At 61.9% G+C, this 20,666-nt stretch carries 23 protein-coding genes, 1 tRNA gene and 1 pseudogene; 11 read left to right on the forward strand and 14 right to left on the reverse strand.

Features of this window, described 5'->3' with window-relative positions; translation table 11 throughout:
- Positions 1-39: 39 nt before the first annotated feature.
- A complete protein-coding gene (locus NCN06_RS09650) occupies positions 40-1,029 on the forward strand; it encodes a LysR family transcriptional regulator (protein WP_115094925.1) in 990 nt (329 codons plus the stop codon).
- On the opposite strand, the gene NCN06_RS09655 is transcribed toward NCN06_RS09650, so the two are convergent.
- Both NCN06_RS09655 and NCN06_RS09660 read right to left on the reverse strand, forming a co-directional pair.
- Positions 1,020-1,652 (reverse strand): DUF3172 domain-containing protein, encoded by a 633-nt coding sequence (locus tag NCN06_RS09655; protein WP_226397375.1) that lies wholly within the window; start codon positions 1,650-1,652, stop codon positions 1,020-1,022. The two genes, NCN06_RS09650 and NCN06_RS09655, sit on opposite strands and share 10 nt — an antisense overlap.
- Positions 1,649-1,996 (reverse strand): NAD(P)H-quinone oxidoreductase subunit M, encoded by a 348-nt coding sequence (locus NCN06_RS09660; protein ID WP_115094927.1) that lies wholly within the window; start codon positions 1,994-1,996, stop codon positions 1,649-1,651. The genes NCN06_RS09655 and NCN06_RS09660 overlap by 4 nt, the downstream gene beginning before the upstream one ends.
- A gap of 88 nt (positions 1,997-2,084) precedes the next feature.
- Here NCN06_RS09660 and pds point away from each other — a divergent pair, with 88 nt between their 5' ends.
- Positions 2,085-3,503 carry a 15-cis-phytoene desaturase gene (pds, locus tag NCN06_RS09665; RefSeq protein WP_226397374.1) on the forward strand — a complete coding sequence of 473 codons (1,419 nt, stop codon included), beginning with the start codon at positions 2,085-2,087 and terminating at the stop codon, positions 3,501-3,503.
- Positions 3,504-3,506: 3 nt separating this feature from the next.
- The gene (locus NCN06_RS09670; protein ID WP_226397373.1) at positions 3,507-4,415 is read left to right on the forward strand and encodes a phytoene synthase; all 909 of its coding nucleotides are present in this window, start codon (positions 3,507-3,509) and stop codon (positions 4,413-4,415) included.
- Positions 4,416-4,496: 81 nt separating this feature from the next.
- Here NCN06_RS09670 and NCN06_RS09675 read toward each other — a convergent pair whose 3' ends face one another.
- Both NCN06_RS09675 and NCN06_RS09680 read right to left on the reverse strand, forming a co-directional pair.
- Positions 4,497-4,928: an RNA recognition motif domain-containing protein gene (locus NCN06_RS09675; RefSeq protein ID WP_226397372.1), complete on the reverse strand. Its 432-nt coding sequence runs from the start codon at positions 4,926-4,928 to the stop codon at positions 4,497-4,499.
- 61 nt (positions 4,929-4,989) lie between these two features.
- Positions 4,990-6,183 (reverse strand): tRNA nucleotidyltransferase/poly(A) polymerase-related protein, encoded by a 1,194-nt coding sequence (locus NCN06_RS09680; RefSeq protein ID WP_250398885.1) that lies wholly within the window; start codon positions 6,181-6,183, stop codon positions 4,990-4,992.
- Positions 6,184-6,214: 31 nt separating this feature from the next.
- Between NCN06_RS09680 and NCN06_RS09685 the strand changes: the two genes are divergently transcribed.
- From NCN06_RS09685 to NCN06_RS09695, 3 genes are read left to right on the forward strand one after another with little or no spacing between them, the layout of a single operon-like run.
- Entirely contained in the window at positions 6,215-6,466 is a 252-nt protein-coding gene (locus tag NCN06_RS09685; protein ID WP_115024415.1) for a Ycf34 family protein, read from the forward strand.
- Positions 6,427-7,086 carry a tRNA (adenosine(37)-N6)-threonylcarbamoyltransferase complex dimerization subunit type 1 TsaB gene (tsaB, locus tag NCN06_RS09690; RefSeq protein ID WP_226422719.1) on the forward strand — a complete coding sequence of 220 codons (660 nt, stop codon included), beginning with the start codon at positions 6,427-6,429 and terminating at the stop codon, positions 7,084-7,086. Before NCN06_RS09685 ends, tsaB begins: the two co-directional genes overlap by 40 nt.
- The gene (locus tag NCN06_RS09695; protein WP_115024411.1) at positions 7,086-7,661 is read left to right on the forward strand and encodes a YdcF family protein; all 576 of its coding nucleotides are present in this window, start codon (positions 7,086-7,088) and stop codon (positions 7,659-7,661) included. Before tsaB ends, NCN06_RS09695 begins: the two co-directional genes overlap by 1 nt.
- Here NCN06_RS09695 and NCN06_RS09700 read toward each other — a convergent pair.
- The 5 genes from NCN06_RS09700 to rpaB are packed head-to-tail and all read right to left on the reverse strand — an operon-like array spanning position 7,624 to position 12,292.
- Entirely contained in the window at positions 7,624-8,277 is a 654-nt protein-coding gene (locus NCN06_RS09700) for a lysophospholipid acyltransferase family protein (protein WP_226397369.1), read from the reverse strand. The two genes, NCN06_RS09695 and NCN06_RS09700, sit on opposite strands and share 38 nt — an antisense overlap.
- Positions 8,274-9,170: an ACP S-malonyltransferase gene (gene fabD / locus NCN06_RS09705; RefSeq protein ID WP_226397368.1), complete on the reverse strand. Its 897-nt coding sequence runs from the start codon at positions 9,168-9,170 to the stop codon at positions 8,274-8,276. Before fabD ends, NCN06_RS09700 begins: the two co-directional genes overlap by 4 nt.
- Before the next feature lie 28 nt (positions 9,171-9,198).
- Positions 9,199-10,188, reverse strand: a complete 990-nt coding sequence (locus tag NCN06_RS09710; RefSeq protein WP_226422718.1) for a beta-ketoacyl-ACP synthase III — start codon at positions 10,186-10,188, stop codon at positions 9,199-9,201.
- Between the two features lie 57 nt (positions 10,189-10,245).
- The gene (gene plsX / locus NCN06_RS09715) at positions 10,246-11,565 is read right to left on the reverse strand and encodes a phosphate acyltransferase PlsX (RefSeq protein ID WP_226397366.1); all 1,320 of its coding nucleotides are present in this window, start codon (positions 11,563-11,565) and stop codon (positions 10,246-10,248) included.
- Complete coding sequence (gene rpaB, locus NCN06_RS09720; protein WP_115094937.1) at positions 11,546-12,292, reverse strand: response regulator transcription factor RpaB; 747 nt, start codon at positions 12,290-12,292, stop codon at positions 11,546-11,548. Before rpaB ends, plsX begins: the two co-directional genes overlap by 20 nt.
- Before the next feature lie 90 nt (positions 12,293-12,382).
- On the opposite strand from rpaB, the gene radA reads away from it, so the two are divergent.
- Entirely contained in the window at positions 12,383-13,780 is a 1,398-nt protein-coding gene (gene radA / locus NCN06_RS09725) for a DNA repair protein RadA (RefSeq protein WP_226409749.1), read from the forward strand.
- A 1-nt stretch (position 13,781) separates the two neighbouring features.
- On the opposite strand, the gene NCN06_RS09730 is transcribed toward radA, so the two are convergent.
- Positions 13,782-14,303: a photosystem I assembly protein Ycf3 gene (locus NCN06_RS09730; RefSeq protein WP_115024398.1), complete on the reverse strand. Its 522-nt coding sequence runs from the start codon at positions 14,301-14,303 to the stop codon at positions 13,782-13,784.
- A gap of 85 nt (positions 14,304-14,388) precedes the next feature.
- On the opposite strand from NCN06_RS09730, the gene NCN06_RS09735 reads away from it, so the two are divergent.
- Genes NCN06_RS09735 through NCN06_RS09745 form a run of 3 tightly spaced genes read left to right on the forward strand, consistent with a single transcriptional unit; the run spans position 14,389 to position 18,274 of the window.
- The gene (locus NCN06_RS09735; protein ID WP_350223190.1) at positions 14,389-16,698 is read left to right on the forward strand and encodes a heavy metal translocating P-type ATPase; all 2,310 of its coding nucleotides are present in this window, start codon (positions 14,389-14,391) and stop codon (positions 16,696-16,698) included.
- On the forward strand, positions 16,695-17,324 hold the full coding sequence (gene tmk / locus NCN06_RS09740) for a dTMP kinase (protein ID WP_250398886.1): 630 nt from the start codon (positions 16,695-16,697) through the stop codon (positions 17,322-17,324). Before NCN06_RS09735 ends, tmk begins: the two co-directional genes overlap by 4 nt.
- Positions 17,321-18,274, forward strand: coding sequence for a DNA polymerase III subunit delta' (locus tag NCN06_RS09745; protein ID WP_250398887.1), 954 nt, complete (start codon positions 17,321-17,323; stop codon positions 18,272-18,274). The genes tmk and NCN06_RS09745 overlap by 4 nt, the downstream gene beginning before the upstream one ends.
- Before the next feature lie 8 nt (positions 18,275-18,282).
- Here the strand turns inward: NCN06_RS09745 and NCN06_RS09750 are convergent, their stop codons facing one another.
- The 4 genes from NCN06_RS09750 to NCN06_RS09765 form a co-directional block, all read right to left on the reverse strand.
- Positions 18,283-19,071, reverse strand: coding sequence for a response regulator transcription factor (locus NCN06_RS09750; protein ID WP_115024390.1), 789 nt, complete (start codon positions 19,069-19,071; stop codon positions 18,283-18,285).
- Positions 19,072-19,352: 281 nt separating this feature from the next.
- A tRNA-Asn gene (locus NCN06_RS09755) sits at positions 19,353-19,424 on the reverse strand.
- A 16-nt stretch (positions 19,425-19,440) separates the two neighbouring features.
- Positions 19,441-20,178 carry an ABC transporter ATP-binding protein gene (locus NCN06_RS09760; protein ID WP_250398888.1) on the reverse strand — a complete coding sequence of 246 codons (738 nt, stop codon included), beginning with the start codon at positions 20,176-20,178 and terminating at the stop codon, positions 19,441-19,443.
- Positions 20,120-20,383 (reverse strand): UPF0367 protein family, encoded by a 264-nt coding sequence (locus NCN06_RS09765; protein ID WP_226397559.1) that lies wholly within the window; start codon positions 20,381-20,383, stop codon positions 20,120-20,122. Before NCN06_RS09765 ends, NCN06_RS09760 begins: the two co-directional genes overlap by 59 nt.
- Positions 20,384-20,547: 164 nt before the next feature.
- Between NCN06_RS09765 and NCN06_RS09770 the strand changes: the two are divergent.
- A pseudogene (locus tag NCN06_RS09770) lies at positions 20,548-20,666 on the forward strand (photosystem II D2 protein (photosystem q(a) protein)); the annotation flags it as partial.

The following is a 20,666-nucleotide window of genomic DNA, read 5'->3' on the forward strand; positions in this document are numbered from 1 at the left end:
GCAGTCCTAAATTTCAAACGTTCCCCCGGGTGTTCCGCGGTGGCCGATCTGCCGTTCACCCTCGACCAACTGCGGATCCTTCGCGCGATTGTTAGCGAGGGCAGCTTCAAGAAAGCCGCCGACAGTCTTTACGTCACCCAGCCCGCCGTCAGCCTTCAGATCCAGAACCTGGAGAAGCAATTGGAGGTGTCGCTGTTCGATCGCGGCGGGCGCAAGGCACAGCTGACGGAAGCCGGCCATTTGCTGCTGAGTTACTGCGACCGCATCCTCAGCCAGTGCCATGAAGCCTGTCGGGCTTTGGATGATCTCCACAACCTCAAAGGTGGCTCCCTGATTGTCGGTGCGAGTCAGACCACCGGCACTTACTTGATGCCTCGGATGATCGGCTTGTTCCGCCAGAAATACCCGGAGGTATCGGTGCAGCTCCAGGTCCACAGCACCCGGAGAACCGGTTGGAGTGTGGCCAATGGCCAGATCGATCTGGCCATCATTGGCGGTGAATTGCCGGCGGAACTCAATGAACTGCTGCAGGTGGTTCCCTACGCCAGTGACGAGCTCGCGCTTGTGCTGCCGGTGAAGCACCCGTTGGCCCGACTGGCTGAACTCACCAAGGAAGACCTCTATCGCCTGGGCTTCGTCTGCCTGGATGCGCAATCGACCACCCGGAAGATGGTCGATCAGCTCCTGGCCCGCTCCGGCCTGGATGTGCAGCGCCTGCGCATCGACATGGAACTGAATTCGCTTGAAGCGATCAAGAATGCAGTTCAGGCGGGCCTTGGTGCCGCCTTTGTTCCCGTGGTGTCGATTGAGCGGGAGTTATCGGCGGGAACGATTCACCGCCCTCAAGTGGCCGATCTGCAGGTGCGGCGCCAGCTCAAGCTGATCACCCATCCCGCCCGCTACTGCTCACGGGCCTCGGTGGCCTTTCGCAATGACGTCTTACCTGTCTTTGCCAGTGCCGACAGCCCCATACGCCAGGCACCAAAAGCTGTGCCTGAGGTGATGGGGGAGCCGCTGATTCAGAACTGATCTGCTTCTGGGGTCAAACCGACCGAGTCGTCAGCCACGCCACGGGTCAGGAATTTGTTCTGAGTGATGTCGGTTTGGTAAACGCAGCGCACCACGGGTTTGTCCCGCACAGAGCCGATGTAGGCAAAGGTATTCATCCGTTGTTTGCATTCACGCTCCTGCTCGGAGCTGATGGCCCCCTCCTTGCGCAGCACCGACCAGTTTTCCCGGCGGATAACGCAACCCGGTTGCAGCGTTGGCTGGGTCACGAAGCTGCTGGAAGGGTTGAGCGTTGTGTACATCTCGATGTCCATGACGAAGGCGCTCGCCCCCCACTGCCGGCAGAATTCCGGGTCTGGCACAGCCATGTCCAGTTGCTGGGAACTGGCGATGTTGCCCTGGTCACCTTGAGTCGTGCTGGTGACAGCACTGCCGATGCCGATCCCCACCACAAGAACGCCTGCCAAAACAGCAACGGTGAGGGTGCTGAATTGGAAGGGGCCCTGAGATCCACCTCCCGGTGGGGGACCTGGTGGTCGCCCGTATCCACCACGCTGCGGGGGGTCGTAGCGATCCCGCTCAGACCGGTCGTAACGGCTGTCCCGTGGTCCGCGATTACCTCGGTCGTACCGCGAGCGGGTCACAACAGTTCAGGGGTGCGGGGCAGGCCCATGGAGAAGTTCTGCACACGGCCATCGGTGTTGTAGCTCAGTTCTCCTGCTTGCAGCAGCTGCCGGATGAATCCCTCCAGGTCGGTGCCGATGCGGCGCAGGGTGTAGTCACTCAGTTCGCCGCCGGCCGCGGCATCCACCAGTTCCTTGAAGCGTCCTTGCACCTTGGTGAGGCTGGCGTCGTCCCACAGGAATTCATTGTCGGGATCCAGATCCAAGGTGAGTTGGTCGTCCGAAGGAACGAGATCCTCATCCTGGAGGGCCGCTGTGAACAGGCGCACGTGGCGGGTGGTGCACTTGAGAAGGGTGTCAGCCAAGACGCGCCCACTAGAAAGCTGTCACGACTTTAAGAAGCGAACGGGGGGCAAGCCCTTTTAAGGTTGGTTTCACTTTTGAGACGGCCGCATGCGCGTCGCTATTGCCGGAGCTGGTCTTGCAGGACTCTCCTGTGCCAAATATCTGGCGGATGCCGGCCACACGCCGATCGTTGTCGAAGCCAGGGATGTTCTCGGCGGCAAGGTCGCAGCCTGGAAAGACGAAGACGGCGACTGGTACGAGACCGGCCTGCACATCTTTTTCGGCGCTTACCCGAACATGCTGCAGCTCTTTAAAGAGCTGAACATCGAAGACCGGCTGCAGTGGAAGAGCCACTCGATGATCTTCAATCAGCAGGAGGAACCAGGCACCTACAGCCGCTTTGATTTTCCTGATCTGCCAGCCCCTGTGAATGGTGTGGCCGCGATCCTGGGAAACAACGACATGTTGAGCTGGCCTGAGAAAATCAGCTTCGGCCTGGGCCTTGTGCCTGCGATGCTCCGGGGTCAGGGGTATGTCGAAGAGTGCGACAAGTATTCCTGGACCGAGTGGCTGCGGGTCCACAACATTCCCGAGCGGGTGAACGATGAAGTGTTCTTAGCGATGAGCAAGGCGCTGAATTTCATCGATCCCGATGAAATCTCTGCCACGGTTGTGCTCACAGCGCTCAATCGTTTCCTGCAGGAGAAGAACGGCTCCAAGATGGCTTTCCTCGATGGCGCGCCCCCGGAGCGGCTTTGCCAGCCGGTGGTCGAGCACATCGAATCACTCGGAGGGGAAGTGCACCTCGATAGTCCCCTGCGGGAGATCAAGCTCAATGAGGATGGTTCTGTAGCGGCCTTCCATATCGGCGGCTTGAAGGGCAAGGAGAGCTTCGATCTCACCGCTGATGCCTATGTCAGCGCATTGCCTGTTGATCCCTTCAAGCTGCTCTTGCCCGAGCCCTGGAAGCAGATGGAGGTTTTCAGCAAGCTCGATGGTCTGCGTGGTGTGCCCGTGATCAACCTGCACCTCTGGTTCGATCGCAAGCTCACCGATATCGACCATCTGTTGTTCAGCCGGTCGCCCCTGCTCAGCGTCTACGCCGACATGAGCATCACTTGCAGGGAGTATGAAGACCCCGACAAGTCAATGCTCGAGCTGGTGTTCGCGCCAGCCAAGGACTGGATCGGTCGTCCTGATGAAGAGATCATCGAGGCCACCATGGGCGAGCTCACAAAGCTGTTCCCGATGCATTTTGGTGGTGAAAATTCCGCCACACTGCGCAAATACAAGGTCGTGAAGACCCCTTTGTCCGTCTACAAAACGACCCCTGGTTGTCAGCAGTTGCGCCCCGATCAGACCACCCCAATCAAGAACTTCTTCCTGGCCGGGGATTACACAATGCAGCGCTATCTCGCATCGATGGAAGGCGCCGTGCTGAGTGGCAAGCTCTGCGCCGGTGCGGTGGACCGCAAGACAGGTCAGCTGGCATCATCAACCTCGTCTAGTGAGCCCGTGACGGCCTGAGCCATGCCCCTCGCCTCCCCGGATCTCGACGCAGCCTTCGAGGCCTGCCGTCGGGAGACCGCTGAGTGGGCCAAGACGTTCTATATCGGCACCTTGCTTCTGCCCCCAGAGAAGCGGCGTGCCATCTGGGCGATCTATGTCTGGTGCCGTCGTACGGACGAGTTGATGGATAGCGCTGAGGCTCAGGCGCGTCCTGTGGAGGAGCTTGCTGAGCGGCTCGACCGCTGGGAGGAGAAAACCCGGGCCTTGTTCGCCGGACGGGTGGAGGACGATCTGGATGCGGTGATGGTGGACACCCTGGAGCGGTTTCCCCAGGGCATCCAGCCTTATCTCGACATGATTGAGGGACAGCGGATGGACCTCACCTGGACCCGCTATCCCCGCTTCGAGGACCTCAAGCTCTACTGCTACCGCGTTGCTGGCACCGTTGGCCTGATGACCCAGGGAGTGATGGGTGTCGATCAGGCGTACACCTCAGCTCCCTGGAGTGACTCCCCAGACACATCCGATGCTGCCGTCGCTTTGGGGATCGCCAACCAGCTCACCAACATCCTTCGGGATGTGGGTGAAGATCGGGGCCGCGGTCGTATCTATCTGCCGCAAGAAGACCTCGAGCGCTTCGGATATTCAGAAGATGAGTTGATGGCAGGAACGCTCAACAGTTCCTGGCGTGCCTTGATGCGATTCCAGTTGGAGCGGGCCCGCGACTGGTTTGCGCGTTCTGAAGCCGGGGTGCGCTGGCTCTCCGCCGATGCGCGCTGGCCGGTGTGGACGTCGTTACGGCTCTATCGGGGAATCTTGGATGAGATTGAACGCGTCGATTACGACGTGTTCAATCACCGTGCCTACGTGGCCAAGGTCAACAAGCTGCTCGATCTGCCGCGTTCGTTCCTCCTGGCCCAGGCACGCTGAGGTTCGAGTCAGCAAAAAACCCCTGCCAGTAAAACCGGCAGGGGCTGAATAGCGTTTTGCTCAACCAGATCGCTGACGGATTCAGACTGCCGTCTTCTGGTCGGCCAGCAGGTCCTTGAGCTTGGACAGCTCACCAGCCCAGCGGGGGTCGGGAGCGCCTTCGCTCTTCTCGTCACTGTGAACCACCTTGTTCACCGCTTTGCGGGCCACTTGAGGCTGTCCTGCAGCATTGGGGGCGCCACGACGGTTGCCACCGGCGTTGTTCTCCCGTCGTTCGGAACGCTCGATCCGCAGGGAGCTGCCACCGAACTCTTTGCCGTTCAGCTGTTCGATCACTGCATCGGCGACCTTGGCGTCATCGACATTGGCAAAGCCGAATCCACGGCAGCTGCCGGTTTCGCGGTCGAGAACCGACTTGAACCGAATCCCCTCTCCCACTGACTTGAGCAGAGCCACCAGCTCCTGTTCTTCAAAGGTCTGCGGCAGGTTGCCGATGTACAGGCGGATGCTCATGAAGGAAAGAAAATGCGATCTGTCGGTGTCTGACCGTCATCATTGACACCTGCAAAGTTAATCACAGAGCCTCGCTTTCACGGGTCAAGAAATGTTTGGCTTCCTCAATGGCCTCAGTCGTGGTCTGGATCCTCTTGAAGGCGCGCTCAAGCTTCAGATGATGCAGTAGACGTCCGAGAAGGGGGCCGGGTTGGATCTCCAGGGCATTGACCAGGCTGTTGCCGTCGATGGGTGCTCTGGGGTGGAACAGGGGGTCGTCAGCGTCTCGCCATCGCCGCAGCCAGATCTCTTTCTCGGGCATTGGCAGTTGCAGGGCGAGGGCGGGGAGATCCCGTTCAAGCTCGTCATGCAATCTCAGTCGATCGGTTTCCGGCAGACACTCCGGTGCCAGGCCGGTGCGCTGCTGCCAGAACCGCAGGCGTTCGCAGCGTTGTCGCAGGGCCCGACTGGCTCGGAGTTGGATCATGCCGTCATCACTGATGAGGGCTGTTAACCGCGCCAAGGGCAGAGCGACAGCTATTTCCTCCTTGCTCATCCCTTCCGTGTCAGAGGGCGCTGGAGGTTGCCCCTCGGCGGCCCAGGGGCGAAGCAACGGCACGCTCTTTAAGGTTGCGATCGCCGCATCGGCGTGCTCGCCCCGCACCAGGCGCTGCAGTTCCGCGAGGATCCGCTCCGGTGCCGCCTCAGGCAGCCGTGAGGCATGACGCTCAATCCAGCCCATGGTTTGGCTGCATATTGTGAGTGGGATCTCAGCCGCTAGCCGCAAGCCCCGCAGCAGCCGCAAGGGATCGTCGGTGAGGTTGGTTTCCGACACAGCCGTCAGGCAACCTTGTTGGAGATCGTTCAGCCCACCGGTGGGGTCCCACAACTGCCCCCAGGGTTGGAGCGAAACAGCGATGGCATTGAGTCGGTAGTCGCGGCGCCAGAGATCGTCTTCGATGCAGGCGCCGTCCTGTCGGGCGATGTCCACCGTCCAGCCTCCGAGCACCAGCCGAGCAATGCTCCGTTCCGTGTCCAGCACCACACAGGTGCCATGGAGCTCCTGGGCTAGGGCCTGGGTCAGAGCGATGGCGTCGGTCGGGACCACGAGGTCTAGATCGGGTTGATCCTGGAGACGGTCGAGCAATCCATCGCGAACTGCCCCGCCCACCAGCGCTGTGCCTTTGGGGAGCCGTTTCAGGGGTAGCGGCCATTGCGCTGGAGCCAGTCGCGCTCGCAACTGTTCAAGCAGTGCGTCGCCAGAGCCTTGGACCATCAGAATGGGGGAGTGAACGGCCTTGGGAGGCATGTGCATCTGCGTGGACTGCAGCTGGGTCGACCGTTGTCAGGCCTATCACGCAGTTGAGCGTCAGCATGGCGTTCCGCATCTTGCTGAGACCCCGGATTTTGAGCCAGATGCGCCGAGAATTCACGTGTCGGTGATCGATCTCCCCAATGGTCAGGCCGGGGTTGAGTGGGATGTTCGGTCCTGCTCAAGCTTTAAGGCAGATCCCGGTCGATGGCGGCGTTGCTGTCCAGGACAGGAGTTGCCCCGATGACGGCCTTGCCGCTGCTGCTCGCCTTGCACAGCTGTTCGGATCGTTTTGGCATGGCGCTGCTGGATCCTGAGCAGCCTGGAGCAGGACCGCTCGTGCAGGTTCATCCGGATGGACGGGGGCTGTCTAACAGTTTGATTTCGCGCGTTCAGGCGCTCCTCCCCCCTGAGCGTTGGCCTCAATTGCAGGGCCTTGCCGTGGCGACGGGGCCCGGCGGCTTCACCGGCACCCGCCTGACGGTGGTGATGGCGCGCACCCTGGCGCAACAGCTGGATTGCCCTCTGCTCGGAGTAAGCAGTTACGCCTTGATGGCGCCACGCCTGGAGTCGCAACTGCTCGGATCGAATCATGGGCAACCGTTCTGGATCACTCAGGAGTTGCCCCGCAGGGGGGTGGTTGGTGGTCAGTACCAGGTCACCGCGGGGCAGGTCCACGAACTCAGCCTGCCGACGTTGTTGCCGGAGGGATGCTCTCCCAAGCCAGCCCTTGGGGCTCAACTCGATGTGGCTGAGGATGTGGCGCGCCTGTTGCAGCTGTTGAAACGCAGTCATGCCGCTGGCGCTGCGCTGCCCTGGGCCAAGGTCTTGCCGATCTATCCCACCTCTCCTGTTGGACAGGTCTGATGGCGGGAGTGCGCACAGGGCTGCTGCTGGGTGCCGGCCTCATGGCCTGGCTGCTGGGGCCCGGACCGCTGTCTCCCTATCGCCAGGCTCTGTTGGATCGCAGCCCACCGCAACTCGTTCTTGTGCTTGGAGGTGATGTGGACCGGGAACGCATGGGTGCCCGCTTGGCGCGTCAGCTTGATCTGCCGCTGCTGGTGAGCGGTGGCAGCAATCCTGAGTACGCCGAATGGATGCTCAGTGAAGAGCGCTTCAATCCAGACCGCGTCACCCTCGATTACAGGGCCCGTGACACCCTCAGCAACTTCACCTCTGTCGTGGACGAGCTGCAGGCGGATGGCGTTCGCCATGTCTTGCTGGTGACCAGCGAAGACCACTTGCCCCGCTCGATGGCGGTGGGCCAGGTGGTGGCTGGCAGCCGTGGAATTCAGCTCACCGGAGTTCCCGTGGAGTGCCGTACGGATTGCATGCAGGAGGGTCGCTTGAAGAAATGGAGTGACTGGCTGCGCGCTGTGGCTTGGGTGATGACGGGTCGAGACCTCAGGGATGCTGCGGACCCTGATCCAGCAGAGCATTGATGCGTTCCTGCAGCAGGGCGGTGGTGGCATCCAGATCGGGCCTGCGGCGACTGGCCGGTGCCGGGATGGGGTCACCGATACGCAGCTGGATGGGCACCAGCCGCGGCCAGCTGCGCCCCGTTCCCAAGGCGCGGTGGCTGTTATGGATGGCCACCGGCAGCAGTGGGGCGCCTGTACGCGCCGCCAGAAGGGCCGCTCCGGGGAGTGGGTTGTTGATCCGGCCGTCGCTTTGTCGCGTGCCGTCCAGGAAAACGCCGGTGGCCCAGCCCTCCTCGAGCCGTGCCGTCGCGGTTCGAATCGCTTCGCGATCGCTGGCCCCCCGCCGGATGGGGTAGGCACCACAGGCCCGGATCACGCGTCCCAGCAGCGGGATGCTGAATAGTTCTGCCTTCGCCATGAAAGCAACAGGGCGCCCCAGGGCATGGCCCAGCAAGGGGGGGTCCAGATGGGAGCCGTGGTTGGCCACCACCACGAGAGGCCCTTGCATGGGTACTCGGTTGTTGCCTGCGGTCGAGCCGCGGAACAGCAAGCGAAAGACAGGGAAGACCAGAAGGTTGCTGACCAGCCTGTAGGTGAAGCTCGGCTTGGGTGTGGGGACGAGGCTGGATTGACTCACTGTCCGAGGTCTCCCGCCCCGGCGATTTGGGCGGTGGTCACGCCACTCATGCTGCGTTTCGCCAGGCCACTGAGCACGTTCCCCGGTCCGATTTCCACCAGGGTGTCGACGCCGCTGTCGGTCATGGCCGCCATGGTTTCTCGCCAGCGCACCCCTGTTGTCATCTGTTGCTTCAGGCGCTGTTTGAGCTCGTCAGCGCTGGTGCTGGCGCTGGCAGCGCTGTTGCTGAGCACCGGAACGCGGGCATCTTGGAATGGCACCTGGTCCAGTGCAGCGGCAAAGCGCTCAGCAGCCTCTGCCATGAAAGGAGAGTGGAAAGCCCCGGAAACGACCAGAGGGATCGCGCGCTTGCATTTCAGGGCTTCACTCACGCTCTGCACGGCCTCTGGAGCGCCGGAGATCACCACTTGGGCATCGCTGTTGTCGTTGGCGATGCTGACGCCGTCCGTGGCGGCCACCAGGTCGTCCAGCTGACCGCGATCGAAGCCGATCACGGCCGTCATGGCACCGCCCCCAGCGCTCGCCATCAGTTCTGAGCGGGTTTTCATCAGCTGCAGGCCGGTGTCCAGCCCGAATACACCAGCGCTGTAGAGGGCGACCAGCTCGCCCAGGCTGTGGCCGGCCACCAGTGCAGGCTCGCGGCCCTGCTGCTGCAGATTGTCGGCCAGCAGCGATTCGATCACGAACAGGGCGGGCTGGGTGTTGCGGGTGTCGTTGAGATCATCCGGTCCATCACCGCCGCCGCTTTCGCCCTGGCAGATCGCCAAGAGGTCGCGCCCCAGCAGTTCGGAGGCTGTGGCGAAACGTTCGCGGCTGCCATCGATGCTGAGCAGCGCTTCTGCCATGCCCACCTTTTGAGAGCCCTGACCGGGAAAGACCCAGGCGATCGCCATTGCTGTGTTCTGCTGACCGTGCCGGAGATTAGGCGGGCCCGCTCCAGCGGAAGAGTGCTGCACCCCAGCTCAATCCCGCTCCGAAGCCACTGCTGGCGATGCGGTGCCCGGGTTGGATGCGTCCATCGCGCACGGCTTCGTCAAGCATCAAGGGAATGGTGGCCGCCGATGTGTTGCCGTAGTGCGCCAGGTTGCTGAGCACTTTCTCGGATGGGACAGAGAAGCGATCTGCCACTGCATCAAGGATGCGTTGGTTGGCCTGATGCAGTAGCAGCCAGTCCACGGCATCTGCGGCGACGCTTTTCTGTTCGAGCAGTTGCTCGAGAATGGCTGGCACTTCGCGCACCGCGAATTTGTAGACCTCCTGCCCGTTCATCTGAATGGGTTCGAAGCCGCCGCACTGATGGCTGGCGTTCCCCACAAGGGACTTGCGCTCGCTGACCTGGGGAAGCTGGAGCACCTCGCCTCGGCTGCCATCAGAGCGCAGCAGGAATCCCTCCAGATTGTCTTGGCCGTTGTCTGATGCCTCCAGCACCACGGCGCCGGCCGCATCACCGAACAGAACACAGGAGCGTCGGTCGTCCCAGTTCACCCAGCGGCTCAGTTGATCGGCTCCCACCACGAGGATGCGGCGCATCGCCCCACTGCGCAGGTACTGGGCAGCGGTGACAACGGCGAAAAGAAAGCCACTGCAAGCGGCGGTGAGATCAAAGGCCACGGCATTGGTGGCACCGAGATGAGCCTGCAGGCGTGGCGCCGAGCCGAACAGGTCGTCTGGGGTGGAGGTCGCCAACACAATCAGATCGAGGCTGTCGGCAGACCAACCAGCCATGGCCAGAGCCCGTTCCGCTGCTAATCCACTCAGTTCGTTGAGGGATTCATCCGCATCGATCACACGTCGTGCGGCAATCCCGGTACGACTCCGAATCCAGGAATCACTGGTTTCAACCCGCTGGCCGAGCTCTTCGTTGCTGATGGAGCGGCTGGGCGTCGCGCTGCCAGACCCTCGGAACAACACCCCTCTGGTTGTGCTGAGCGGCTCGACCAAAGCGGAGGTTGAAGGACGTCGCGTCAGTCAATCACAACCCTGATGCAGTGTTGCGAGATCCTCCATCACGCCATGGCTCGCAGCGGAGTGGGCAATGCGCAGGGCACTAACCACCGAGAGGGCCCGGCTGCTGCCATGGCCGATCACGGAAATGCCGTTGACGCCCAGAAGCAGCGCCCCACCGTGCTCGGCATGGTCCAACCGCTTCTTAATGCGTTTCAGGTTGCTGCGCAGAAACGCTGATCCCACCTTGCCGCGCCGCCCCCGGGGCAACTCCGCCCGCAGCACCCCCAGCAGAACACTGCCGACGGATTCCAAAAACTTCAGCAACACATTGCCGGTGAATCCATCACAGACCACCACGTCGAAATTGCCCGAGAGCACATCACGGCCTTCGCAGTTTCCGGCGAAATGCAGCCTGGATTCATCCCGCAGCAGTTCATGGGTCTTTAAGGAGAGATCGTTCCCCTTGCATTCCTCTTCGCCGATGTTCAGCAGGCCGATCCGCGGTTGACTCACCTGGAGAACATCACGGCTGTAGATGTTCCCCAGCAGGGCGAACTGGTGCAAATAGGCGGGTTTGCAGTCCATGTTGGCGCCTACGTCGAGCACCAACACCGGCTGACCGGGATCTTTGGTTGGGAACAGTGCACCAATGGCTGGTCGGTCGATGCCCTTCAGCCGTCCCAGCCGGAAAATCGCCGAAGCCATCACCGCGCCGGAATTCCCGGCTGAATAAACCGCGAGAGCCTCCCCTTTCTTCACGAGGTTCATGGCCACATTGATGCTGGCGTCCCGTTTGCGCCGCACCGCCGTGGCCTCGTCATCCATGCCGATGGAGGGGCCACTGGCCACCAGATCCAGATGCCCTGCTGCCCTTGCACTTTCTAGGGATTCGCGCAGGCCGAGGCTGTTGGCGGCGGCCATGACCCGCTCGATTTCCCCCACGAAGCGGATCTTCAGAGGCAGCCGGTCAATGGCGTCCAGACATCCCTCCAGAATCGGCCCCGGCGCATGGTCACCGCCCATGCCATCAACGGCGACCCAGAGACGCTCCGCATCGTCAATGTCGTCGGTGTCGGTGCCCCCCTGCAGCCAGCGGAGAGGGTCGAACACCAGAGGTTGGAGCACGCTGCTGGCCACCGTGCCCGCTCCGGAAACCACGGTTTCCGCCACGTTGCCCGCCATCGATCCCGCTGCCGTTGCTGAGTTGGCAGCACCATCCACGATGGTTGTGACGGCGGCGTTGCGCCGATACCAGATCACCAGGCGACGGATCGCCCGAGGACGGTTGGTCTTGTTCCGCGGCTGAGGGGCCGGGGCGGGATCAGGGACCTTCGGAGGCAACGGAATCGACGATGCGCTGGAACAGGTAGCCGGTGCCCCGAGCTGTGAGGATCAACTCGGGATTGGCCGGATCATCCTCCAGTTTGGATCGCAGGCGGGAGATATGAACATCCACCACCCGGGTGTCCACATGGCGTTCCGGGGTGTAGCCCCAAACCTCTTTGAGGATTTCGCCGCGGTTGAACGGTTCACCGGAACGGCTCACCAGCAGTTCCAGCAGGCTGAATTCCATGCCTGTCAGCCTGATCCTTTCGTCGCCACGGAACACCTGGCGTTTGTTGGTGTCGATTCGCAAGTCGATCACCTGAATGACCCCGGAGTTAGGGATGCCCGCCACCTGTTCCTTCTCAACCCGTCGCAGCACGCAGCGGATGCGGGCTTCCAGCTCCTTGGGGCTGAAGGGCTTCACCACGTAGTCATCGGCCCCAAGCTCAAGCCCTGTGATCCGGTCGGCCACGTCGCCGAGGGCCGTCAGCATCACGATGGGTACGTCCGACTCCTTGCGCAGCTCTTGGCAGACGCCGTAGCCGTCCAGCTTCGGCATCATCACGTCCAGCACCACGAGGTCGGGAGTGCAGGTCGGGAACAATTCCAGGGCTTCGGTGCCGTCGCAGGCAGTCACCACGTTGTACCCGATCATGGATAACCGGGTTTCCAGGATCCGTCGGATCGATGCCTCGTCGTCGACCACGAGGATCGTTTCCTTGGTGGGAGCCGTGGCCGTCATGGGCAACGAGGCGTTAGTCACTTCTCGCCACAAATAAAAGGGCATCCCCCTGATTCGTTCATTCAACGGCAACTTTCTTCACAGTTCGCAGTGCCCAAGTCCACCGCTGTTTTTATCTGTCAGGTCTGCGGAGCCCGTGCCCGACAGTTTTTTGGCCGTTGCCCCGAGTGCGGCAGCTGGAATTCCTTGGTGGAGCAATCTCAGCCTCCAGCCGATGGCCGTCGTCGCCGCAGTGCCCCGGATCCAGAGGTGGCTGCTGCGCCGCGACGGTCCACCGCCATGGCCTCGCTGGAGGATCAACCGCTGCAGCGCCTGGCGACCGGCTCCGCTGAATTTGACCGTGTTTTGGGTGGAGGCCTCGTACCCGGTTCTCTGGTGCTCGTCGGAGGCGATCCGGGGATCGGCAAGAGCACATTGCTGCTGCAGAGCGCCTCGGCGATGGCGGCCGGTGCATCGGTGCTGTACGTGAGTGCTGAGGAATCGGCGCAGCAGGTGAAGCTGCGCTGGCAGCGGCTCGCTGGAGGTGCATCGGAGCTGCAGTTGCTGGCCGAAACCGATCTGGAACTGGTGTTGGAAGAGCTGGAAGCGCTTCGCCCCGCTGTGGCGATCATCGACAGCATTCAGGCGTTGCATGACGCCAATCTCACCAGTGCTCCAGGGTCGGTTGGCCAGGTGCGCGAATGTGCGGCTGCCCTGCAACGCTTGGCCAAACGCCAGAACATTTCCCTGCTGTTGGTGGGCCATGTCACCAAGGAAGGCATGCTGGCCGGCCCGAAGGTGTTGGAACACCTTGTGGATGCCGTGCTCACCTTCGAAGGTGACCGGTTCGCCAGTCACCGCCTGCTGCGTGCCGTCAAGAACCGCTTTGGCGCCACCCATGAGTTGGGTTTGTTCGAGATGCAGAGCGGTGGCTTAGCCGAGGTGGGCAACCCCAGTGAGCTGTTCCTCAGCGATGCCCGTGCGTCCGGTGTGGCGACGATCGTGGCCTGTGAGGGCACGCGTTCGCTGGTGGTGGATCTGCAGGCTCTGGTGAATGTCACCAGCTATGCCAGCCCGCGCCGCACGGCCACAGGGATCGGCACGAATCGTTTGCACCAGATCCTTGCGGTGCTCGAGAAGCACATGGGACTGCCGCTCTCGCGCTTCGATTGCTACCTCGCCGTTGCGGGTGGTCTGGAGGTGGAGGAGCCAGCGGCGGATCTGGGGGTTGCTGCTGCGGTGGTTGCCAGCTTCAGAGACCTCACCCTTCCCGCGGGCACGGTGTTGATCGGAGAGCTCGGTTTGGGGGGACAGCTGCGCCCTGTCGGCCAGCTGGAGTTGCGGCTCCAGGAAGCGGCACGGCTGGGGTTTCGACGGGCTGTCGTGCCCCGGGGCAGTGGCCTCGGAGATTTGGCGTCGGGCCTTGATCTAGCTCTTCTGGAGGCCGATAACGTCACCGAGGCCTTGGTGCTGGCGCTCGGTGATGCTGTGCAGCCCGATCCGACCTAATTCAGAAGTAGACGTCGACGTTGCTGCGGCCTGTTGACTTCAACCAGTTCTCGATATCGAGATAACCGCCGGGATTGAGGCGCACGGCCTGGGTCCAGACATCGGCCGCCTGGTCAAACCAGCGATCGGCTTCGTCCTGCCGACCGCCTTCCTCGGCGATTCGCCCCCGTTTTTCGTAGATCAGCCCCATGTTCTTGAGGCAGGAGGGTTGCTTTGGGTTTTCTTCGAGAGCCTGGCGGTAGGTCTCGATGGCCCGCTCCTCCTCGCCGTTGGACATGTAGATGATGGCCATGTTCTTGAGGGTTTCACTCCGGTCTGTGGAGTTCTCCTCAAGCTTCAGGGCCTCCTCATAGTTCTCCAGCGCCTCGGCGTAATCACCATCGTTCTGTGCAGAGAGGCCATCGCGGTAATAGACGTAGGCCTCCTTCGAGCGGGCATTGATCGGCAACAGCTTGACGATCAGGTCCGCCATCACCGTGAAGCTCTTGTCAATGAAGTTGTCGTTGCGGTTGCTGCGGGGCACGGCGCTCCGGCGGACTGGCCCCCATCCTGACGGGATCAGAGCCCGACCTAGCCTGCTCGTAATGATCCCTGTTGCGTAAACACCTGTGAGCCCTGCGGTTCAGACCGTCGTCCTGGATGTGGAAGGGATGAAATGCGGCGGTTGCGTTCGCGCTGTTGAAACCACCCTCTTGGACCAGCCTGGTGTCCAGCGTGCCGATGTGAATCTGGTCAGCCGCTCGGCCTGGCTCGATCTCACCGCGGGTGAGAGTGATGTTGCTGGGGTATTGAAAGCCCTTGCAGACAGGGGGTTCCCGGCCAAAGAGCGCGCTTTGGACGACCCAATCGGTGCGGCGGCTGCCGGCCAAGCATTGCCGGGCTGGTGGCAGCAATGGCGACAGCTGATGGTTGCCCTACTGCTGCTGCTGCTGTCTGTGCTTGGGCATCTCAGTGAGGCAGGGCAGCTGTCGCTGCCTCTGATCGGCACCCTTCCCTTCCACGCCACGCTTGCAACGGTGGCTCTGCTCGGGCCAGGCCGTCCGATCTTGGTGGGTGGTGTTGCCGCTGCCCGTGCAGGGGCTCCCAGCATGGACTCCCTCGTGGGCCTGGGGGTGAGCAGTGCCTATGTGGCGAGCCTGGTGGCGTTGGTCTGGCCCCAGGTGGGTTGGCCCTGCTTCTTCAATGAACCGGTGATGTTGCTGGGCTTCGTCCTGCTTGGACGTTTCTTGGAGGAACGGGCCCGTTTTCGGACCGGGCAGGCGTTGCAGCAACTGGCCCGGCTCCAGCCGGACACGGCTCGCCTGTTGTTGCCCGACGGCGCGATTCGTGAGGTGCGCGTCGGGGCTCTCAGGCCCGGTGAAACCGTTCAGTTGCTGGCGGGTGACCGCGTGCCGGTGGATGGAGTGGTGCTTGAGGGGGCTTCGGCCGTTGATGTGTCGAGCCTTACCGGTGAGCCCTTGCCGTTGCAGGCAGAGCCCGGCATCGAGTTGTCGTCCGGCAGCCTCAATTTGGAGGCAACCCTGGTGTTCAAGGTCACCCGAGTTGGCGCCGAAACCGCTCTTGCCCGGATCATTCGCTTGGTGGAGCAGGCCCAGGCCCGTCGGGCCCCCATCCAGGGCCTTGCCGATCGTGTGGCGGGCCGCTTTTGCTATGGCGTTATTGGCCTGGCTCTCGCAACGTTTCTGTTCTGGTGGTTGTTCGGTGCGGAGCATTGGCCCCAGGTCTTGCAGGCTTCAGCGCCCGGGATGCCCCATGACCATGCGATGCCCCATGAGACGCATCACGGGGGGTTGGGACATGGAGCCAGTACCCCGATTGGTCTGGCCTTGCAACTGTCGATCGCTGTGCTTGTTGTCGCCTGCCCCTGCGCCCTCGGTCTGGCAACTCCAACCGTGATTACGGTGGCCACCGGCCTGGCAGCGCGGCGCGGTTGGCTGTTCCGCGGTGGCGATGTGATCGAAACCGCCGCGGGTCTGGATCATGTGGTCTTCGACAAAACCGGCACCCTCACCTTGGGTCGCCCTCTGGTGACCGATGTGCACGGGGATGACCCGGATCGTTTATTGCAACTTGCCGCCAGCCTGGAGCAAACCAGCCGTCACCCTTTGGCCTATGCCCTGCTGCAGGAGGCCCAGGGCCGGGAGCTCCAACTGCTGGAGTGCGATGACGTGCGCACTGTGTCCGGTCAGGGGCTGGAAGGTTATCTGGATGGTGCGTCGGCCAGGCTTCGTGTCGGAAAGCCCGACTGGTTGGTGGCGCAGGGTGTGGACATCTCCCCAGCAGCTCAGGGCTGGCTCTCTGCGGCTGAAGGCTCGGTGGTGGCGGTTGCTGTGGGTGATCGCCTATTAGGACTGATTCAGATCGAGGATCAGATTCGTCCGGATGTCGCTCCTGCGCTGCAACGCCTGCGGGCCCATGATCTGACCCTTTCGGTCTTCAGCGGTGACCGGGAGGCGGCTGTCCGCCGCCTCGGTCAGCAGTTGGGTTTCGCGGCGCATGATCTGGGCTGGCAGATGCTCCCGGAGCAGAAGCTGCAACGCCTCGAGCAGCTGCGTCAGCTCGAGCGGGTGGCGATGGTGGGCGACGGCATTAACGATGCGCCGGCTTTGGCCGCGGCTGATCTTGGGATCGCCATCGGTACTGGAACGCAGATCGCGCAGGACTCCGCTGGTCTTGTGCTGCTTGGCGATCGGCTCGACAACCTTCCCGAAGCCCTCAGCCTGGCCCGCCGAACTTTGGTGAAGGTGCGGCAGAACCTGTTCTGGGCCTTCGGTTACAACCTCATCGTTCTCCCCGTTGCTGCGGGAGTCCTGCTCCCCAGCCACGGCGTGCTGTTGTCGCCTCCGCTGGCAGCGCTGCTGATGGCCTTGAGTTCCATCACCGTGGTGATGAATGCCTTGGCTCTTCGCTTGCCATGACTGGACGTCTCATTGTTTTGGAGGGCATTGATGGCTGCGGCAAGACCACGCAGATTCGTCATCTGGTCGATTGGTTGCCCACAAGCGGTCTGATGCCGAAGGGCGCTTCTTTGGTTTGTACCCGTGAGCCCGGAGGGACCCCCCTCGGACGCTCGATTCGTGAACTCCTGCTGCATACAGTCGACCAAGAGGCACCAGCCCCCACCGCCGAGTTGCTGCTGTATGCCGCTGATCGGGCTCAGCACGTTGAAACGTTGATCCGTCCGGCCCTGGAACTTGGCGACTGGGTTCTCAGTGATCGCTTCGCCGGATCAACCCTGGCGTATCAGGGCTATGGCCGTGGCTTGGATCGAGACTTGATTCAACGGCTTGAACAGATCGCCACCACCGGCTTGCAGCCCGATCTCACCCTCTGGCTGCGCCTTCCTGTTCAAGCCAGTCTTGAGCGGCGCCTTGGGGACAAGCAAGACCGCATCGAAGCGGAGGGAGCTGCATTCCTGGAACGGGTCTCGCAGGGTTTTGCGCAGTTGGCGCAGCAGCGCTCCTGGTGCTCCATCGCTGCTGACCAGTCAGCGAGTGCCGTCAGTGCTGCTCTGGAACGTCAGCTTCAGGAGCATTTGGCTTGAGCGCGCTGTTTGAGGATCTGATCGGCCAGCCCCTCGCCGTTGATCTGCTGTCGGCAGCCCTCGCCCAGGGGCGCGTGGCACCGGCCTACCTCTTCGCCGGCCCCGAGGGGGTCGGGCGTCAACTGACGGCAGTTCGTTTTCTGGAGGGTCTGCTGGCTGATGGTCAGCCCTCTGCCCGGGAGCGGCGACGCTTGCTGGAGCGCAATCATCCTGACCTGCTTTGGGTTGAGCCCACGTATCAGCATCAGGGGCGTTTGCTCACCCGTGCGGAAGCCGAGGAGGCGGGACTCAGTCGCCGGACCCCGCCACAGTTGCGGTTGGAGCAGATTCGAGACATTGGCCGCTGTTTGGCACGGCAGCCCGTGGAGGCCCAGCGAGGCATGGTTGTGATTGAAGCCGCCGAAGCGATGGCGGAGGCAGCGGCAAACGCCCTGCTTAAAACGTTGGAGGAACCAGGCCATGGGGTGCTGATCCTGTTGACATCAGCCCCTGAGCGGCTGCTCAGCACCATTCGCTCCCGTTGTCAGTTGATCCGTTTTCTCAGGCTCAATCCCGAGGCCATGGCACAAGTACTCGAACGCACCGATGCCATGGCTCAAGACGCGCCAGAACTGCTGGCGCTGGCTGCCGGTTCTCCAGGCGCTTTGATCGACCATCGCCGCAGCCTGGCGGGTGTCCCGGAGGAGTTGGTTCAGCGCTTCAACGCGCTGCCTGCCAATCCGATGGAGGCGCTGTCGTTGGCGCGCGATCTGTGCGAAGCCCTCGATGGCGAGCAGCAGCTGTGGCTGATCGGCTGGTGGCAACATCGGCTTTGGCACTGCGGTAGCTCCGCTGCGATGCTCAAGCGACTGGACATGCTGCGCGGTCAGTTGCTCTCTTTCGTACAGCCTCGTCTGGCCTGGGAGGTGGCGCTGCTGGACCTCACCCCATCCGTCACAAAGGCCGCCTAGAGCGGCGATCAGGCCGAGGCCCGATCGCCTTGCTGCTTGCGTTCCTCGCGGGCCATGGCCACCACGTCCTCAAGGCCATCCATCTGGGCGCTAGTGGGGAGTTCCAGGCAGTAGCCCGCTCCATACACCGTCTTGATGAACCGTGGCTTGCGCGGATCGGGTTCCAACTTGGTCCGCAAGTGCCTGACATGTACACGGATGGTCTCAATGTCGTCATCAGGCTCGTAGCCCCAGACTTCCTTGAGGATCAACGAGGGAGCCACGGTCTGTCCGTGACGCTGGAGCAGGCAGTGGAGAAGTTCGAACTCCAGGTGCGTGAGCCGCACGGGTTGATCGAACCAAATGGCTTCAAAGCGCTCGGGCACAAGGGTGAGGGGGCCGTAGCTGAGGATTTCGTTGTGATTGCTCGATCCAACGGGTGCACGATCACTGCGACGCAGCAAGGCCTTGACCCTGACCTGAAGCTCCTCCAGATCGAAGGGTTTGGTCAGGTAGTCATCGGCACCTGAATTGAAACCGCTGACTTTGTCCTTGGTGCCACCCAGAGCTGTAAGCATCAGGATCGGTATTCCCGCTGTGCGCTCATCTCGCCGCAGACGCTGACAAAGGGTGAGACCGTCCACCTTCGGCAGCATCAGATCCAGCAGGATCAGATCGGGGGTGTATTGGAGAGCAAGGGCCTGACCTTTGATGCCGTCGTCGGCGCGCTGCACGTCGAAGCCACTGTGCTCGAGATGACCGCTCACCAGGTCGCGCATGTCCTGGTCATCTTCGATTAGCAGGATGCAAGGCTTCATTGGTTCGGCGGCAATGCGGCTGGAGAAAAAGGAGCGCTTGTCTGTCGGGATTAACGCTGAGCAGATTCTCTCAAGCTTTTCAAGTGTCTGCAGATTTTGGGTGGCGAGTCAGTGATGGGCTTGTTTGCAGGAGATCGTCTGCAGTGACAGCGATGTGAAGGCTTTTTTAGTTTTGTTTCTCGATCAGCTGTTTAGGAAGTCTTCCGCTTCGGGCAATCACCCGTCACGAAATTCCTTTTTTTGTCAATAAAAAAGCCACAGCAGATGCTGTGGCTTTAAAGCTCCCCGGGCGGGATTCGAACCTGCGACCAATCGATTAACAGTCGACCGCTCTACCGCTGAGCTACCGAGGAATGGCTCCCGGAGACCTTACCTCTCGAATGCGCCGCCCTGCAAGCGTCGTTGCAGTTCCCTTCCACTCGTCCAAGGGCCAATTCGACCATCGCGCATGCGGGCTGCACCGTCAGCGAAGCTCAACTCCCCCAGCCTGTGGGTGATCCAAAGGGCTGTGATCGGTTGGATAGCGTCTCTGCAAAGGCGTTGCACGGTATTCAGCACCGTGGTCTGACTCTCGGGGTCCAGCAGGGCGGTCGGCTCGTCTAGCAGCAGCAGGCCGGCGTCACTCGCCAGGGCTCCAGCGATGGCCAGTCGTTGTTTCTGGCCGCCGCTGAGGCTGTGAATGGGTCGGTTCTCCATCTCAGCGAGGCCGAACTGTTTCAGCAGGTCACGCACTGCGCTTTGGCGTTGCCTCCCCAGCCCTTGGGAGTCCATCCCGAGCATCAGGTCACTGCCGCAACTGGGAAGCAACAGTTGATGGTCGGGGTTTTGAAAGACCAGAGCAGTTTTGGTTCGGCAGTGAATTTGTCCGCTCTGCGGTTCCAAAAGTCTTGAAATCAGGCGGAACAGGGTGCTTTTGCCGCTTCCGTTGCTTCCCACCAGCATCCATAGGCCAGGGCCTGGGATCACGAGGTTGCAGCGATCGAGGGCCTGATGGCCGTTCGGCCAACGATGGCTGACGGCCTCAACGCTTAGTTCAGCGGTGGCGGTTTCAGGAATCAAGGGAAAAGCCGGGTCGCTTGCTGCCACCCGTCGCCGAAGCCTTCTCATAAAGCTGAACAGCGAGAACCTCACTAACCAGCAGCGTCACTTTTTTCCCCTCCACTTTCTCGCAGGTGAGCTCCAGGAGACGGGGTTGGCTGTGGTCGATGGCTTGGCGGATCTGCTGATACAGCGCATCGGCATCAGCCAGTTCTTTCCGCTGGACAGACACAGGGAGAGGACTCATGCGCAGGGCCAGTTCGATGACGTACACAGCGTTGGAAAAGATCGATGCGTCATCTTCGCGGAGGGGGCGGCATCCCGTCGGTTCAGAAATGCGCATTTCTACTCATCCCTTGCAAATGGGTGCGGGGAGCCGCCCCATTTCGGTGATCCCCCCCTAGGCTCGCTCGTGTAACGGTTCATGAAGCACCTCTCATGACGATCGCTGTAGGACGCGCGCCACAGCGGGGATGGTTCGACGTCCTCGATGACTGGCTCAAGCGCGACCGCTTCGTATTCATTGGCTGGTCTGGCATCCTTCTCCTTCCAACGGC

This window comes from Synechococcus sp. MU1648, assembly GCF_023630615.1.
Classification (GTDB): domain Bacteria; phylum Cyanobacteriota; class Cyanobacteriia; order PCC-6307; family Cyanobiaceae; genus Parasynechococcus.

Excerpts from the sequence above, each read along its gene's own strand:
- pds (WP_226397374.1), top strand. The coding sequence starts at position 2,085 with ATGCGCGTCGCTATTGCCGGAGCTGGTCTTGCAGGACTCTCCTGTGCC.
- NCN06_RS09670 (WP_226397373.1), top strand. The coding sequence starts at position 3,507 with ATGCCCCTCGCCTCCCCGGATCTCGACGCAGCCTTCGAGGCCTGCCGT.
- NCN06_RS09675 (WP_226397372.1), bottom strand. The coding sequence starts at position 4,928 with ATGAGCATCCGCCTGTACATCGGCAACCTGCCGCAGACCTTTGAAGAA.
- NCN06_RS09680 (WP_250398885.1), bottom strand. The coding sequence starts at position 6,183 with ATGGTCCAAGGCTCTGGCGACGCACTGCTTGAACAGTTGCGAGCGCGA.
- NCN06_RS09685 (WP_115024415.1), top strand. The coding sequence starts at position 6,215 with ATGTGCATCTGCGTGGACTGCAGCTGGGTCGACCGTTGTCAGGCCTAT.
- tsaB (WP_226422719.1), top strand. The coding sequence starts at position 6,427 with ATGGCGGCGTTGCTGTCCAGGACAGGAGTTGCCCCGATGACGGCCTTG.
- NCN06_RS09695 (WP_115024411.1), top strand. The coding sequence starts at position 7,086 with ATGGCGGGAGTGCGCACAGGGCTGCTGCTGGGTGCCGGCCTCATGGCC.
- fabD (WP_226397368.1), bottom strand. The coding sequence starts at position 9,170 with ATGGCGATCGCCTGGGTCTTTCCCGGTCAGGGCTCTCAAAAGGTGGGC.
- rpaB (WP_115094937.1), bottom strand. The coding sequence starts at position 12,292 with ATGACGGCCACGGCTCCCACCAAGGAAACGATCCTCGTGGTCGACGAC.
- tmk (WP_250398886.1), top strand. The coding sequence starts at position 16,695 with ATGACTGGACGTCTCATTGTTTTGGAGGGCATTGATGGCTGCGGCAAG.
- NCN06_RS09750 (WP_115024390.1), bottom strand. The coding sequence starts at position 19,071 with ATGAAGCCTTGCATCCTGCTAATCGAAGATGACCAGGACATGCGCGAC.
- NCN06_RS09760 (WP_250398888.1), bottom strand. The coding sequence starts at position 20,178 with ATGAGAAGGCTTCGGCGACGGGTGGCAGCAAGCGACCCGGCTTTTCCC.